Here is a 13,084-nt window from a genome sequence, read left to right on the forward strand (position 1 = left end):
CCACCGCCCGATCCGACTCCTCCAGGACGTATCCATGCTCCGCACCGCACTGCGCAACGTGCTGGCCCACAAGGGCCGCCTGCTCATGACGGCGCTCGCCATCATGCTCGGCACCGCCTTCGTGGCGGGCACCATGGTCTTCTCCGACACGCTCGGCCAGGCCATGAAGAACAGCTACTCCAAGAGCTTCTCCGACGTCTCCGTCCAGATCAACGACTTCTCCGCCGGCGGCCGGGCCACCGCCCAGGAGAAGAGCGCACGCGGCACCGCGCAGCTCACCGACGCGACGGTGCGCCAGATAGCGGCCCTGCCCGGCACCGAGCAGGCCCACGGCATCGTCTCCGGCTTCACCGGGGTCGCGGACCGCAAGGGCAAGCTGATCGGCGAGGCCTGGACGGCCCGTGGCGGCAACTTCGTCCCCGACGCCTCCGGCAAGGACTCCCGCTACCCGATGACGGACGGCCGGGGGCCGCAGAAGGCCGGGGAGATCGCGCTCGACAAGGAGACCGCGTCGAAGGGCGGTTACAAGGTCGGCGACACCGTCCGCACCGCCGCGACCGGCGCGGCCACCGACTCCGTGCTGACCGGCATCTTCACCAGCGACGACCCGCAGCTCAGCTCGGGCGGCACGCTCACCCTGCTGGACACCGCCAGCGCCCAGAAGCTGATGCTGACGCCCGGTCAGTACAGCAGCATCACGGTGAAGGCCAAGCCCGGCACCACCGAGACGGCCCTCCAGGACGAGATCCTCCCGAAGCTGCCGACCGGCAGCCAGTTCACCGTCCAGACCGGGCAGCAGCTCACCGACGAGCAGACCAAGATGGTCGCCAGCGGCACCAGCAACATGAAGACGATGCTGCTGGTCTTCGCCGGGATCTCGCTCTTCGTCGGCATCTTCATCATCGCCAACACCTTCACCATGCTGATCGCCCAGCGCACGAAGGAGCTCGCCCTGCTGCGCGCCGTCGGCGCCAGCCGCCGCCAGGTCACCAACTCGGTGCTGGTCGAGGCCCTGCTGATCGGCCTGCTGGCCTCGGCCGCCGGTGTGCTCGCGGGCATCGGCATCGGTGCGGGCATGCAGTCGCTGGTCGTCTCGCTCAACTCCGGCATGCCGAGCGGCGCGCTGGTCGTCTCGCCCAGCGCGCTGATCGTCGCCCCCCTGGTCGGCGTCCTGGTGACGGTGCTCTCCGCCGTCGTCCCGGCGCTGCGCGCCTCCCGGATCGCCCCGGTGGCCGCGATGAGCAGCGGTGACCAGCCGTCGAGCCAGAAGAGCCTGCTGATCCGCAACATCATCGGCTCGGTGATCGCCGGTGGCGGCCTGGCGCTGGTCGCCATGGGCGCGGCGACGGGCAGCAGCGACGGCCGGCTCCCGGTCGGCCTCGGTGCCGCGCTGGCGCTGATCGGCATCTTCGTCCTGCTGCCGCTGCTCTCCCGTCCGGTGATCGCGCTGGTCGGCCCGCTGCTGGCGAAGCTGGCCGGTACGCCGGGCAAGCTGGCCCGGCAGAACGCGGTGCGCAACCCGCGCCGCACGGCCGCCACCGCCGCCGCCCTCACCATCGGCCTGACGCTGGTCAGTGCGCTGACCGTGCTCGGCGCCTCCGTCGGCGGGGCCGTCGACAAGGCCGTCACCAGCGCCATGAAGGCCGACTTCGACGTCAAGACGGCCAACGGGATGAGCCTGACCCCGGAGGTCGCCCAGCAGATCGCCAAGGCCCCCGGCGTCGCCGCCGCCAGCCCGCTCACCGAGGTCTACTGGGACTTCGACGGCACCGGCCGCTCCGTCAACGGCATCGACGCCGGCACCGTCGACCAGCTGGTGAAGCCGAAGCTGACCAGCGGCTCGACCGACGCCCTGGCGAAGGGTCAGATCCTGGTCGCCGCCGACTACGCGACGAAGTCCGGCCTGACGGTCGGCTCCACCGTCAAGGCGGCCGTGTACAGCAACCCGCCCCGGCCCGGGGCCACCACCACCCTGACGGTCGGCGGGGTCTTCGAGGACAACGCGATGCTCGCCCCGGTGCTGATGTCCAACACCGAGATCACCAAGCACGACCCGGACGTGGACTTCCGTGAGGTCCTGGTCAAGGGCGCCGACGGCCCGACGGCCACGCTGCAGCAGTCGATCAAGGACGCCACCGGCAGCAACCCGGTGATCGAGGTCAAGACCAAGCAGGACATCCGGGACGAGTTCAGCAAGATGATCACCTTCGCCCTGAACATGATGTACGGCCTGCTGGCGATGTCCGTGCTGGTCGCCATCCTCGGTGTGGTCAACACGCTGGCGATGTCCGTCTTCGAGCGCAAGCGCGAGATCGGCATGCTGCGGGCGATCGGCCTGGACCGCAGCGGCGTCAAGCGGATGGTCCGTCTGGAGTCGGTGGTGATCTCGCTCTTCGGCGCGACGGTCGGCGTCCTGCTCGGCTGCTTCGTCGCCTGGGCGGTCAACGGCACCCTGAAGAACAGCCTGACCGGCCTGACCACCGTCGTCCCGTACGGCACGATGCTGCTCTTCCTGGCCCTGGCCGGCCTGGTCGGCCTGGTCGCCGCGCTCTGGCCCGCCCGCCGGGCCTCGAAGCTGGACATCCTCTCCAGCATCAAGACCGACTGACCGCAGCCGGCCGACGTACGACAGAGGGCCCCGGCCTTCTCCCCGAGGGTCAGGGGGGAAGGCCGGGGCCCTACTTCGTTTGCCAGTGCTGTTACTTCTTGTACTCCGCCCGGTCGCACAACCGGCTGAGCACCACGGAGGTCGTGGTCCGGCGACACTGCCGGGCGGAGAGCCTCCGACTCATACCCCGGCGCTCCCACGCCAGGGCCAGGTCGTCGTTGCTACTTGCTGGCGAGCTCCTTGGCGGGCTCTGCGGCGGGGACCGGCTTGGGGGCCGGAGCCGTGGCCTCCTGGAAGGCCTCGAAGGGCTTCTCCATCTGGGCCAGACCGACGGTCTCGCGCTTGAGGAACATCGCGAGCGTCCAGTCGGTGAAGACGCGGACCTTGCGGTTCATCGTCGGCACCCGGCTGCCGTGGTACAGGCGGTGGAACCACCAGGCCGGACGGCCCTTCAGCTTGTACTTGCCGAAGAGGATCGCCACGCCCTTGTGCAGGCCCAGACCGGCGACCGCACCGAGGTTCTTGTGCTTGTACTCCGCCTGCGGGAAGCCCCGCATGCCGGAGATCACGTTGTCGGCCAGCTGGACGGCCTGACGCACCGCGTGCTGGGCGTTCGGCGGGCACCAGGCGCCCTCGCCGACGGCGAGGTCCGGCACCTGGGCGTTGTCGCCGGCCGACCAGACGTAGTCGAAGCCCTGGACCTGAAGCGTCGCGGCGGTGTCCACGTGGCCACGCGGGCCGAGCGGGAGGCCGAAGTTGTTCAGGACCGGGTTCGGCTTGACGCCCGCCGTCCACACGATCGTCGAGGCATCGGCCTCGACGCCGTTCTTCAGCACGACGTGCTGGTCGACGCAGGAGTCCATCGAGGTCTCGATGTAGATCTCGATGTTGCGCTCTTCGAGCTTCTCCTTGGTCCACAGACCGAGGTCCGGGCCCATCTCCGGGAGGATGCGGTTGGCCGCCTCCACCAGGATGAAGCGCATGTCGTCGCGGCTGACGGTCTTGTAGATCTTCGCCGCGTCCCGGGCCATGTCCTCGACCTCGGCGATGGTCTCGACGCCGGCGAAGCCGCCGCCGATGACCACGAAGGTGAGGGCCTTGCGACGGACGTCCACGTCCGTCGTGGACTCGGCCTTGTCCAGCTGCGCCATGACGTGGTTGCGGAGGCTGATGGCCTCTTCAACCGTCTTCATGCCGATGCCGTGCTCGGCGAGGCCGGGGATCGGGAAGGTACGGGAGACCGAGCCGGTCGCCACGACGAGGTAGTCGAAGGGCAGCTCGTAGGACCCGCCGGCCGCAGGCGCGATGGTGGCGACCTTGCGCGCGTGGTCCACACCGGTCACGTGACCGGTGAGCACCTCCGCGTTCTTGAGGGCGCTGCGCAGCGGCGCGACGAGGTTGCGAGGCGCGACGTTGCCGCCGGCCGCCTCGGGGAGGAAGGGCAGGTACGTCATGTACGACCGCGGGTCGACGACCGTGACGGTCGCCTCCCCGTAGCGCATCTTCTTGAGGATGCGCATCGCGGCATACAGGCCGACGTAACCACCGCCGACAATGAGGATGCGAGGACGCTCCGTGGTGCTCATATCCGAAAGTATCCAGCACCGTCCGGCGCACTCTTCGTGAGGCCCGTCACAGCAGTCTGGACACCCTCTGCTACACTCCGCGCCCACACAACCGCCACCTGGGGGACTCACCGGGTGCGTCAGACGTGCGGCGGATGCGGCGGATGTGGCACGGCCTCGCTGAGCAGCAACGATCCTTCTGCCGTCCCGGTTCCCCGTGGGGTTTTCGAATCCACCGGCCTTGACCGCCCTCAGCCTGCGATCCAGCGGCCCCAGCGGGAAAGTCACCTTCGGTGCCGCATATCGGACGGACGGGTTACCGGAGGGCGACGAATGGCGGGATTGTCATGTGAAGAAATTCACGAACTTTCTCGGGGCCCCCGCCGCGGCGCCCGCCGGGGTCGGTGCAAATCACCCCGAAACGTCTCGACCCCGGGGTGCCACCAGGGCACACCGGGGCCGCGGCCGGACTGCTCAGCCCAGCAGGCTCCAGGCGATGCCGTCCAGGATGTCGTGCTCGCTGACGACCACCTCGGCGGCGCCCGTCCGCTCCATGATCTCCAGCAGCACCAGTGCTCCGGCCGCGATCACGTCGACCCGGCCCGGGTGCATCACCGGGATCGCCGCCCGCTCGTCGTGGGTGGCGGCCAGCAGCCGCCCGGCCACGGCACGGACGTCCGCCACCGGGATGCGCGAGTGGTGGATCGTGGCGGAGTCGTACGCGGGCAGCCCGAGGGCGATCCCGGCGACGGTCGTCACGGTGCCCGCGAGGCCGACCAGCGTCGCACGGGCGGTCAGGTCGACCACCAGGGCGGCCTCGTCCAGCGCGGCCCGGACATCGGCCCGTGCGGCCTCGATCTGTTCGGCCGTCGGCAGCTCGGTGCCCGCGAAGTGGCGCTCCGTCAACCTGACACAGCCGATGTCGACCGAACGGGCGGCCTCGACCTGATCGGCGCCCCGGACGAACTCCGTCGAGCCGCCACCGAGGTCGAAGACCAGGTACGGGGGCTCCACGGCCTCGCCGGTCAGCTCCTTGGTCGCACCGACGAAGGAGAGCCGGGCCTCCTCGTCGCCGCTGACCACCTCGGGCTCGACACCGAGGATCTCCCGGACGCCGTCGGTGAACTCCGAGGCGTTCTCCGCATCCCGCGAGGCGGACGTCGCGACCAGGCGGATCCGCTCCGGGGTGACGCCGTGTCCGGCGATCACGGCGGCGTACTCGCGGCAGGCCGCGAAGGTGCGCTCCAGCGCGTCCGGGTGCAGGCGGCCGGTCCGGTCGACGCCCTGGCCCAGCCGGTTGATGACCATCCGGCGGTCGAGGTCGGTGACGCTGCCCGTCTCCGGGTCCAGATCCGCGATCAGCAGGCGGATGGAGTTGGTGCCGCAGTCGATCGCGGCGACCCGGGTGGTGGTCACTGCCCCTCCTCCTCGGCAAGCCGCTTCTTCTCGGCGCGCTCGGCCGTCAGCTGCTCCTTGGCGGCGATCACCGCCGCGTGGTCGGCCGCCGCGGCGCGCTCGGCGGCCACCGTCTCAGCGCCCGCCTCGACCGCCTCCGGGCTGACGCACGGGCCCTTGGCCCACCACTGCTCCAGCATGCCGATCGCCTCGTCACCCAGCGGGTTGACGCCGGGCCCGGCCGCCAGCGAGTGGCCGACCAGCACGTGCAGGCACTTCACCCGGTCCGGCATGCCGCCGGCGCTCGGGAAGCCCTCCAGCACCTCGATGGCGTCCCGGCGGGCGATGTAGTCCTCGTGCGCCTTCTGATAGGCGTCGGCCAGCTCCGGGTCCTCGGCGAGGCGCGCGGTCTGGTCCTTCATCACGCCGGCGGCCTCCAGGGTGCCGATCAGCGAGGCGGCCTTGGGGCAGGTCAGGTAGTACAGCGTCGGGAACGGCGTACCGTCCGGCAGCCGGGGCGCCGTCTCGACGACGTCCGGGTTGCCGCACGGGCAGCGGTGCGCGACGCCGCGCAGGCCGCGCGGGACACGGCCGAGCTGGGCGGCGATGGCGGCGACGTCGGTGTCGGAGACGTCGGGGGACACGGAGTTCTCAGAGGTCATGGGGGTGCTGTCTCTAGCGGGGGGCGGGGGCAGGGGGTACGGCGGCGTCGGCCTGGTCGACCGACTCCCAGACGCTGGTGTACCAGGGCTGGGCGGCAGCCTTCGCCTTCGGAGCCGACGCCGGGTCGGCAGCGGAGGGCCGGGAGGAGGAGAGGGGGGCCAGGTCGACGGCGACGAACGGCGTCTCCCCGGGCATCGCGTAGTGCAGCCGCTCGCGGGCCTGCGTCCGCACGTACGCCGGGTCCTGCCAGCGGGCGCGCTCCTTGCCGAGCTGCTCGACCTGCTGCCTGGCGTGCTCGGCCCTGGCCCGCTGGTCGGCGATCTCGGAGCGCTGCGCGATGAACTGCCGCGTCGGGTAGGCAAGGATCGCGACGAGCGAGCAGAGCACCAGGACGAGGACGGTCGCCCGGCTGGTGAAGCGCGGCCGCGCCACCAACCCCGGGATCTTCCACTTGGCCACTCTCGCCCACCCCTCCTTGTGTCGCGCCGATGCCCCGGCACCCACCCTACGGGGTGGGCGCCGGGGCATCGGTCAGGCGTGCTGTGCCGGGTTACTCCGCAGAGCGGAAGCGCGGGAAGGCGCCGCGACCCGCGTACTCGGCGGCGTCGTCGAGGATCTCCTCGATGCGCAGCAGCTGGTTGTACTTGGCGACGCGCTCGGAGCGGGCCGGGGCGCCGGTCTTGATCTGGCCGCAGTTGGTGGCGACGGCGAGGTCGGCGATGGTGACGTCCTCGGTCTCGCCGGAGCGGTGCGACATCATGCAGCGGTAGCCGTTGCGCTGGGCCAGCTCGACGGCGTCCAGGGTCTCGGTCAGCGAACCGATCTGGTTGACCTTCACCAGCAGCGCGTTGGCGGTGCCGGTCTCGATGCCCTGGGCCAGGCGGGCCGGGTTGGTGACGAACAGGTCGTCACCGACCAGCTGGACCTTGTCGCCGAGCTTGTCGGTCATGGCCTTCCAGCCGTCCCAGTCCGACTCGTCCAGCGGGTCCTCGATGGAGACCAGCGGGTACGCCTCGACCAGACCGGCGTAGTACTCGATGAGCTCCTCCGCCGAGAGCGCCTTGCCCTCGAACTGGTACGCGCCGTCCTTGTAGAACTCGGAGGCGGCGACGTCCAGGGCGAGCGCGACGTCCTTGCCGGGCACGTAGCCGGCCTTCTTGATGGCCTCGGTGATGAGGTCGAGGGCCTCGCGGTTGGAGTCCAGGTTCGGGGCGAAGCCGCCCTCGTCGCCCAGGCCGGTGGAGAGGCCGCGCTCCTTCAGGACACCCTTGAGGGTGTGGTAGACCTCGACGCCCCAGCGGACGGCCTCGGAGAAGGACTCCGCGCCGATCGGAGCGATCATGAACTCCTGGATGTCGACGTTGGAGTCCGCGTGCGAACCGCCGTTGAGGATGTTCATCATCGGGACGGGCAGCACGTGCGCGTTCGGGCCACCGAGGTAGCGGAACAGCGGCAGGTCGGCGGCCTCGGCGGCGGCGTGCGCCACGGCGAGGGAGACGCCGAGGATCGCGTTGGCGCCCAGCGAACCCTTGTTGTCGGTGGCGTCCAGGTCGATCATGGCCTGGTCGATCAGCCGCTGCTCGGTGGCGTCGTAGCCGACCAGCTCCGGGCCGATCTGCTCGATGACGGCCAGGACGGCCTTCTCCACGCCCTTGCCGAGGTAGCGGTTCTTGTCGCCGTCACGCAACTCGACCGCCTCGAAGGCACCGGTGGAGGCGCCGGACGGGACGGCGGCACGGCCGGTGCTGCCGTCGTCGAGACCGACCTCGACCTCGACCGTGGGGTTGCCGCGCGAGTCGAGAATCTCACGGGCTACGACGACATCAATGGACGGCACGAGGCATCTCCTTGCGGAAGCGGGATGTGAAGTCGTTACGACCAGAGCCTAACCTCACCCGGGCCTCCAGCCGTGCTGACCCAGGCTCCGTCTCACCGTGTGGCCTGCCTACTCGCCAGTAGTTCACCTGCTGGGACCTGCTGGAACCCGCTGGAACGCGGCAGGGGTCGACCCCTGCCGCGTTCCGGCCGGAGCGTCAGGCGAGGTTGAGCACCTGGCCCGGGAGGATCAGGTCCGGGTCGCCGCCGACGGTCTGCCTGTTGCCGTCGTAGAGGGTGTGCCAGCCGCCGGAGACGCCCTGCGCCTGGGCGATGCTCGACAGGGTGTCACCGGCCTTGACGGTGTAGCCGTGGCCGGAGACTGCGGGCTTGGCAGCGGGCTTGGCAGCCGGGGTCGGGGTGGCTGCGGGTGCCTGGGCCGGAGCCTGGGCCGGGGCGGCGAACTGGTTGTAGATGCTCTGGTGGCTGGTCCAGTACCAGCCACCGTCCTTCTGGTACCAGTACTTGCCGGAGCCGGCGTCGTACCCGGCCTTGCCCGGGAAGCCCGGGGTGGCGGCGGCGGGGGCGCTCGGCGCGGCGGGCCGGGCCGGCTTGGCGGCCTTCTTGCTGCCCGCCGAGGGGGTCGAGGCGGTCGGGGCGACGTCCGAGCTGGTGTCGACCGAGGCGGCCGAACCGCCCTTGCCCAGACCGGCCTTGACCGAGCAGACCGGCCAGGCGCCCGGCCCCTGCGAGGAGAGCACCCGCTCGGCGACGGCGATCTGCTGACCCTTCGTCGCCTGGTTGGCCTGCCCGGCGTACTGGCCGCCGCCGAAGGCCTTCCAGGTGCTGGAGGTGAACTGGAGACCGCCGTAGAAGCCGTTGCCGGTGTTGATGCCCCAGTCGCCGCCGCTCTCGCAGTCGGCGACCTTGTCCCAGGTCGTGACGGGGGCCGCGTGGGCGCCGGAGGCGGCCAGCAGCGGGAGCGCGAGGCCGACGCCCGCCACACCTGCGACGGCGATCGCCTTCTCGGTCTGCGTACGACGACGATGACGGCCCGAACCGGTGAAGAGCATGACGAATTCCCTCTCCGCACGCCTACGAAGTGAGCTGTCGGGTTCGGACCGGGAGGTGGCCCGGCCGCGTACCGGCGGATCGCTCCGCCGGGTGCGGCTTCACCCCAAGCCGTGGAGGACGGCACCAAACCTGGGTCCTCCGCCCCTGCCCAAGGGTCTGGTCGAGTGCCCGGGAGCGCGGCGGGCAGGGTTCGGCGTACCGCGCACGGGGTCCGCAGCTGCGGACATCAGGGACCATAGGCAGATCAACTGACAGATCACAAGCTCATATCGCCGACATCACACGGGAATTACGGACCGTCATTGATTGTCCACAAACCGTGGAGGTATGTCCGGATTGATGCGTATTCAGACCGCTGCCAGGGCCGTTGATGCGACGCGCCGTCATTCGGCGGTGAACGACACCGGCAACTCCCGCAGCCCCCGCATGATCAGGCCACCACGCCAGCGCAGATCGTCCGGATCGGCGGCCAGTTGAAGATCCGGCAGCCGGGTGAGCAGTGCACTCAGCGCCGCCTGCCCCTCCAACCGGGCCAGCGGGGCGCCGATGCAGTAGTGGATGCCGTGGCCGAAACCCAGGTGCGGGTTGTCCTTGCGCGCCAGGTCGAGGACGTTCTCGTCGGCGAACCTCGCCGGGTCGCGGTCCGCCGCCGCGAGCACCACCAGCACCGGGTCACCGGCCGGGATGTCGACCCCGCCGATGGTCAGCGGCCGGGTCGCGTACCGCCAGGTGGCGAGCTCCACCGGGCCGTCGTAGCGCAGCAGTTCCTCGACGGCGGTGGCCAGCAGCTCCGTCTCGCCGCGCCGCAGCGAATCCTGGAGCAGCGCCCGCTGCTCGGGGTGCCCGAGCAGCGCGTACAGGCCGTTCCCGATCAGGTTCACGGTGGTCTCGAAGCCGGCGAAGAGCAGGATGAAGGCCATCGCGGCGGCCTCGTTCTCCGTCAGGTGCTCGCCGTGGTCACTGGCCCGGATCAGCCCCGAGATCAGGTCGTCGCCGAGATCGGCGCGCTTGCGGTGGATCAGCTCCAGCAGGTACGCCCGCATCTTCTTCACCGCCCGCGCGACGCCGCCGCGCGGCCCACCGCTCTGCCCCGGCTTGGCGTGCCGGATCATCATCCCGGCCCAGTCGCGGAAGTCGTCCTGGTCCTCCTCCGGCACGCCGAGCAGGTCGCAGATCGCGTAGATCGGCAGCGGGAAGGCGAACTCGTGGATCAGGTCGGCCGAGCCGCGCGCCGCGAAGCCGTCGATCAGCCGGTCGGTGAGCTGCCGCACCCGGGGCTCGAACTCGGCCACCCCGCGCGGGGTGAACGCCTTGGAGACGAGCCGCCGCAGCCGGGTGTGGTCCGGCGGGTCGATGTTGAGCAGGTGCGTCATCAGCTCCGCCTGCCGCTCCCCCGGGATGCCGGTGCGGCCGGTGCTGCGGCTGTGGTGCGCGGGGTTCTTCGAGAGCCGCGCGTCGGCCAGCGCCTGCCGGGCGTCCGCGAACCGGGTCACCAGCCAGGCCTCGACCCCGCTCGGCAGCGTGGTGCGGTGCACCGGGGCGTGCTCGCGCAGCCACGCGTACGCGGGGTAGGGGTCGGCGGCGAACTCCCAGGTGAAGAGTTCAGGCTGGCTGGTTTCGGGCTTGTCCGGCATGTCACGAAGGTATCTGCTGCAAGGAGGAGTGAGCCTGGTCACCTGGCGGGTAATCCCTGTTGCGGGGGGTCGCGGCGTGCCTACGATCCTCCGATAGCCGTTGGGCGGCCGTGCGGTGCCGGCCCACGGTTTTGTTGCTCTCAGGGAGGAGCTGGCCATGCGCGTAGCCGGGGCAGTGGTGGTGATCGCGGTACTTCGCGGCGGTTCGGGGGCCGATCTGGCCCGACGGTTCGCCGCCGCCGGTGCCGCCGGCATGCTCATCGCCGACCAGCACCCCAGCAGTGCCGAGGACCTCGCCGCCGAGCTCGACCGGCCGGGCTGCCCGGTGGTCGGCGTGTGCAGCGACATCCACCAGCCGAGCGACGTCGCCGCCCTGGTCGACACCGCCGCCAAGCACCTCGGCCCGATCGACCTCTTCTGCGTCACCGGCCCGGACGGCGAGCGGATCGTCTCGCTGGACGAGCTGCCCCGCCACCTCGACCCGCTCGCCGAACTGCTCGCCGTGGTCGGCGAGGCGATCGGCGAGGTCATCCCGGCCCAGCGTCAGCCCGCCAGCCCCTCAGCCGCCCGCACCGCGCTCCGGTAGTCGCGCGCGGCCGCCCGCAGCGCCGCGTCCACGTCGACGCCCGCGTCGTGCGCCCGCTGCACCACGGCCAGCAGCAACGCCCCCGCCGACTCCGCCGTGAGCTCGGCGGGCAGCTCGTACGCCTCGTCCGGCACACCCGCGACCCCGGCCCGGCGCACCCGCGAGACCAGCTTCGCCGCGTACGCCAGCGCGGGCAGCCCCGCCGGGACGCCGTCCAGCGCCGACTCGCGCTGCTTCTCCGCCGCCTTCAGCTGCTCCCAGTTGGCCTCCACCTGGGCGGCGTCGGCCGCGTCGACGTCGCCGAACACGTGCGGGTGCCGGTACATCAGCTTCTCTACGATGTCGCCCGCGACGTCGTCGACGGTGAACGGGTCCTCCGGGTGCTCCTCGGCGATCCGGGAGTGGAACATCACCTGGAGCAGGACGTCGCCGAGCTCCTCGCGGAGCGTCTCCCGGTCGCCCTCCTCGATCGCCTCGACCAGCTCGTAGGCCTCCTCGACCAGGTACTTCACCAGGCTCTCGTGCGTCTGCTCGGCGTCCCACGGGCAGCCGCCGGGCGAGCGCAGCCGGTCCATCACCGACACCAGGTCGAGCAGCCGCGAGCCCGGCAGGTCGTACGAGCCCGGCAGCACCTCGATCTCCGGCACCTGCCCGGCCTCCTCGACCGCGATCCGCGCCAGCGCGTCCGTCAGCCCCGGGTCACCGTCCGGGCTGCCCAGCCAGACCACCGACCCGGCCCCCACCAGCAGCCTGGCCAGCGCGGGCGCACTCCCCCGCTCGACCACCTCGACCGTCACCCCCGCCTGCCGGACGGCCGCGAGCTGCGGGTGCAGCCCGTCCCCCGCCAGCACCCGGTCGGCGCCCCGCAGCGCCTCCCAGGCCGGCCACGAGAGCAGCCCCGGCGCGACGCGGTGGGTGGTGGTCAGCAGAATCAGCTTCGAAGTCTCCACGGTGCGAACCTACCCCGCCCGTGGACCGCCCAGGGCGTGTTAGGCCGCTGCCACCGGCTGCGGCAGCCAGGCGTCGGGGGCGTCGACCAGGGAGATCTGCTGCGGGTTCCACTGGCCGTAGCGGGGGTTGACCTCGATGTTCAGTTCGGTGCCGGCGGCGGCCAGTGCGGTTCGGACGGCGGCGTCGCCCTCCGAGCTGCGGGCGTCCTTGCCGGAGGCGCCGGCCAGCTTCTGGATGCCGAGCTGCTGCCGGTAGAAGGAGTCGATGTCGGCAGCCGGGACGGCCTGCTTGAGCAGCAGCTCACGGCCGAGCGCGTCCGCACCGCCGACCAGCTTGGCGTCCGCGTCCCGGGCCTGGGCGATCTCCCCTGCGGTGACCTCCAGTTGGCGGTCGGCCAGCGCCCGGTCGACGACCTGGTCGAGCACCAGCTCGGCGACCATCCGCCTGGTCAGCCCGGCGGGCTCGGTCCGGGGGCCGCCGGGCTGGGAGGCGACGGCCGTCCGCAGCTGGGCGACTCGGGTCTCGACGGTGGCGATGCTGATCCGCTGGCCGCCGACCACCGCCGCCGAGCCCTGGTGGGCCGCGCCGCCACCGCAGGCGGTGAGGGCGGCGACGGCGAGCAGGACGCCTGCGGCGGCGCAGCCGCGACGGCGGGCGGTGGCGGAGCTGGTGCGGATCACGTGGGGCCTCCCGGGTTGTGGGCCTGATCGGAACAGACAATAGGGAGCAACCGAGCGCCTTGCCCAGACCTTGACCCGAACGGGTCATCCCAACGCGCCGCTGCCCACCAGCA

At 71.3% G+C, this 13,084-nt stretch carries 11 protein-coding genes and 1 riboswitch; of the genes, 2 read left to right on the forward strand and 9 right to left on the reverse strand.

The genetic code is table 11. The features are described from left to right. Nucleotides 1-34 precede the first annotated feature (34 nt). Complete coding sequence (locus tag ACR68M_RS12635; protein ID WP_441250562.1) at nucleotides 35-2,608, forward strand: ABC transporter permease; 2,574 nt, start codon at nucleotides 35-37, stop codon at nucleotides 2,606-2,608. A 221-nt stretch (nucleotides 2,609-2,829) separates the two neighbouring features. On the opposite strand, the gene ACR68M_RS12640 is transcribed toward ACR68M_RS12635, so the two are convergent. The 7 genes from ACR68M_RS12640 to ACR68M_RS12670 form a co-directional block, all read right to left on the reverse strand. Next, nucleotides 2,830-4,194 carry an NAD(P)/FAD-dependent oxidoreductase gene (locus tag ACR68M_RS12640; RefSeq protein WP_441250563.1) on the reverse strand — a complete coding sequence of 455 codons (1,365 nt, stop codon included), beginning with the start codon at nucleotides 4,192-4,194 and terminating at the stop codon, nucleotides 2,830-2,832. A gap of 453 nt (nucleotides 4,195-4,647) precedes the next feature. Then, entirely contained in the window at nucleotides 4,648-5,589 is a 942-nt protein-coding gene (locus tag ACR68M_RS12645; protein WP_441250564.1) for a Ppx/GppA phosphatase family protein, read from the reverse strand. Beyond that, the gene (locus ACR68M_RS12650; RefSeq protein ID WP_441250565.1) at nucleotides 5,586-6,230 is read right to left on the reverse strand and encodes a DUF501 domain-containing protein; all 645 of its coding nucleotides are present in this window, start codon (nucleotides 6,228-6,230) and stop codon (nucleotides 5,586-5,588) included. Before ACR68M_RS12650 ends, ACR68M_RS12645 begins: the two co-directional genes overlap by 4 nt. A 13-nt stretch (nucleotides 6,231-6,243) precedes the next feature. Then, on the reverse strand, nucleotides 6,244-6,690 hold the full coding sequence (locus ACR68M_RS12655) for an FtsB family cell division protein (RefSeq protein WP_441250566.1): 447 nt from the start codon (nucleotides 6,688-6,690) through the stop codon (nucleotides 6,244-6,246). A 91-nt stretch (nucleotides 6,691-6,781) separates the two neighbouring features. Beyond that, entirely contained in the window at nucleotides 6,782-8,068 is a 1,287-nt protein-coding gene (gene eno / locus ACR68M_RS12660; protein ID WP_441250567.1) for a phosphopyruvate hydratase, read from the reverse strand. A 196-nt stretch (nucleotides 8,069-8,264) separates the two neighbouring features. After that, on the reverse strand, nucleotides 8,265-9,119 hold the full coding sequence (locus tag ACR68M_RS12665; protein ID WP_441250568.1) for a transglycosylase family protein: 855 nt from the start codon (nucleotides 9,117-9,119) through the stop codon (nucleotides 8,265-8,267). Nucleotides 9,120-9,122: 3 nt separating this feature from the next. Further along, nucleotides 9,123-9,292: riboswitch (cyclic di-AMP (ydaO/yuaA leader) on the reverse strand. Between the two features lie 211 nt (nucleotides 9,293-9,503). Continuing rightward, complete coding sequence (locus tag ACR68M_RS12670; RefSeq protein WP_441250569.1) at nucleotides 9,504-10,754, reverse strand: cytochrome P450 family protein; 1,251 nt, start codon at nucleotides 10,752-10,754, stop codon at nucleotides 9,504-9,506. Between the two features lie 157 nt (nucleotides 10,755-10,911). On the opposite strand from ACR68M_RS12670, the gene ACR68M_RS12675 reads away from it, so the two are divergent. After that, entirely contained in the window at nucleotides 10,912-11,340 is a 429-nt protein-coding gene (locus ACR68M_RS12675) for an SDR family NAD(P)-dependent oxidoreductase (protein ID WP_441250570.1), read from the forward strand. Here the strand turns inward: ACR68M_RS12675 and ACR68M_RS12680 are convergent. Continuing rightward, nucleotides 11,298-12,290 (reverse strand): MazG family protein, encoded by a 993-nt coding sequence (locus ACR68M_RS12680; RefSeq protein ID WP_441250571.1) that lies wholly within the window; start codon nucleotides 12,288-12,290, stop codon nucleotides 11,298-11,300. The two genes, ACR68M_RS12675 and ACR68M_RS12680, sit on opposite strands and share 43 nt — an antisense overlap. Before the next feature lie 39 nt (nucleotides 12,291-12,329). After that, complete coding sequence (locus ACR68M_RS12685) at nucleotides 12,330-12,971, reverse strand: SurA N-terminal domain-containing protein (protein ID WP_441250572.1); 642 nt, start codon at nucleotides 12,969-12,971, stop codon at nucleotides 12,330-12,332. Nucleotides 12,972-13,084: the final 113 nt, after the last annotated feature.

This window comes from Kitasatospora sp. McL0602, from assembly GCF_052076145.1.
Classification (GTDB): domain Bacteria; phylum Actinomycetota; class Actinomycetes; order Streptomycetales; family Streptomycetaceae; genus Kitasatospora.

What these genes read in the sequence shown, in the direction of transcription:
- ACR68M_RS12635 (WP_441250562.1), top strand. Translation starts at nt 35, where the DNA reads ATGCTCCGCACCGCACTGCGCAACGTGCTGGCCCACAAGGGCCGCCTG.
- ACR68M_RS12640 (WP_441250563.1), bottom strand. Translation starts at nt 4,194, where the DNA reads ATGAGCACCACGGAGCGTCCTCGCATCCTCATTGTCGGCGGTGGTTAC.
- ACR68M_RS12650 (WP_441250565.1), bottom strand. Translation starts at nt 6,230, where the DNA reads ATGACCTCTGAGAACTCCGTGTCCCCCGACGTCTCCGACACCGACGTC.
- ACR68M_RS12665 (WP_441250568.1), bottom strand. Translation starts at nt 9,119, where the DNA reads ATGCTCTTCACCGGTTCGGGCCGTCATCGTCGTCGTACGCAGACCGAG.
- ACR68M_RS12670 (WP_441250569.1), bottom strand. Translation starts at nt 10,754, where the DNA reads ATGCCGGACAAGCCCGAAACCAGCCAGCCTGAACTCTTCACCTGGGAG.
- ACR68M_RS12675 (WP_441250570.1), top strand. Translation starts at nt 10,912, where the DNA reads ATGCGCGTAGCCGGGGCAGTGGTGGTGATCGCGGTACTTCGCGGCGGT.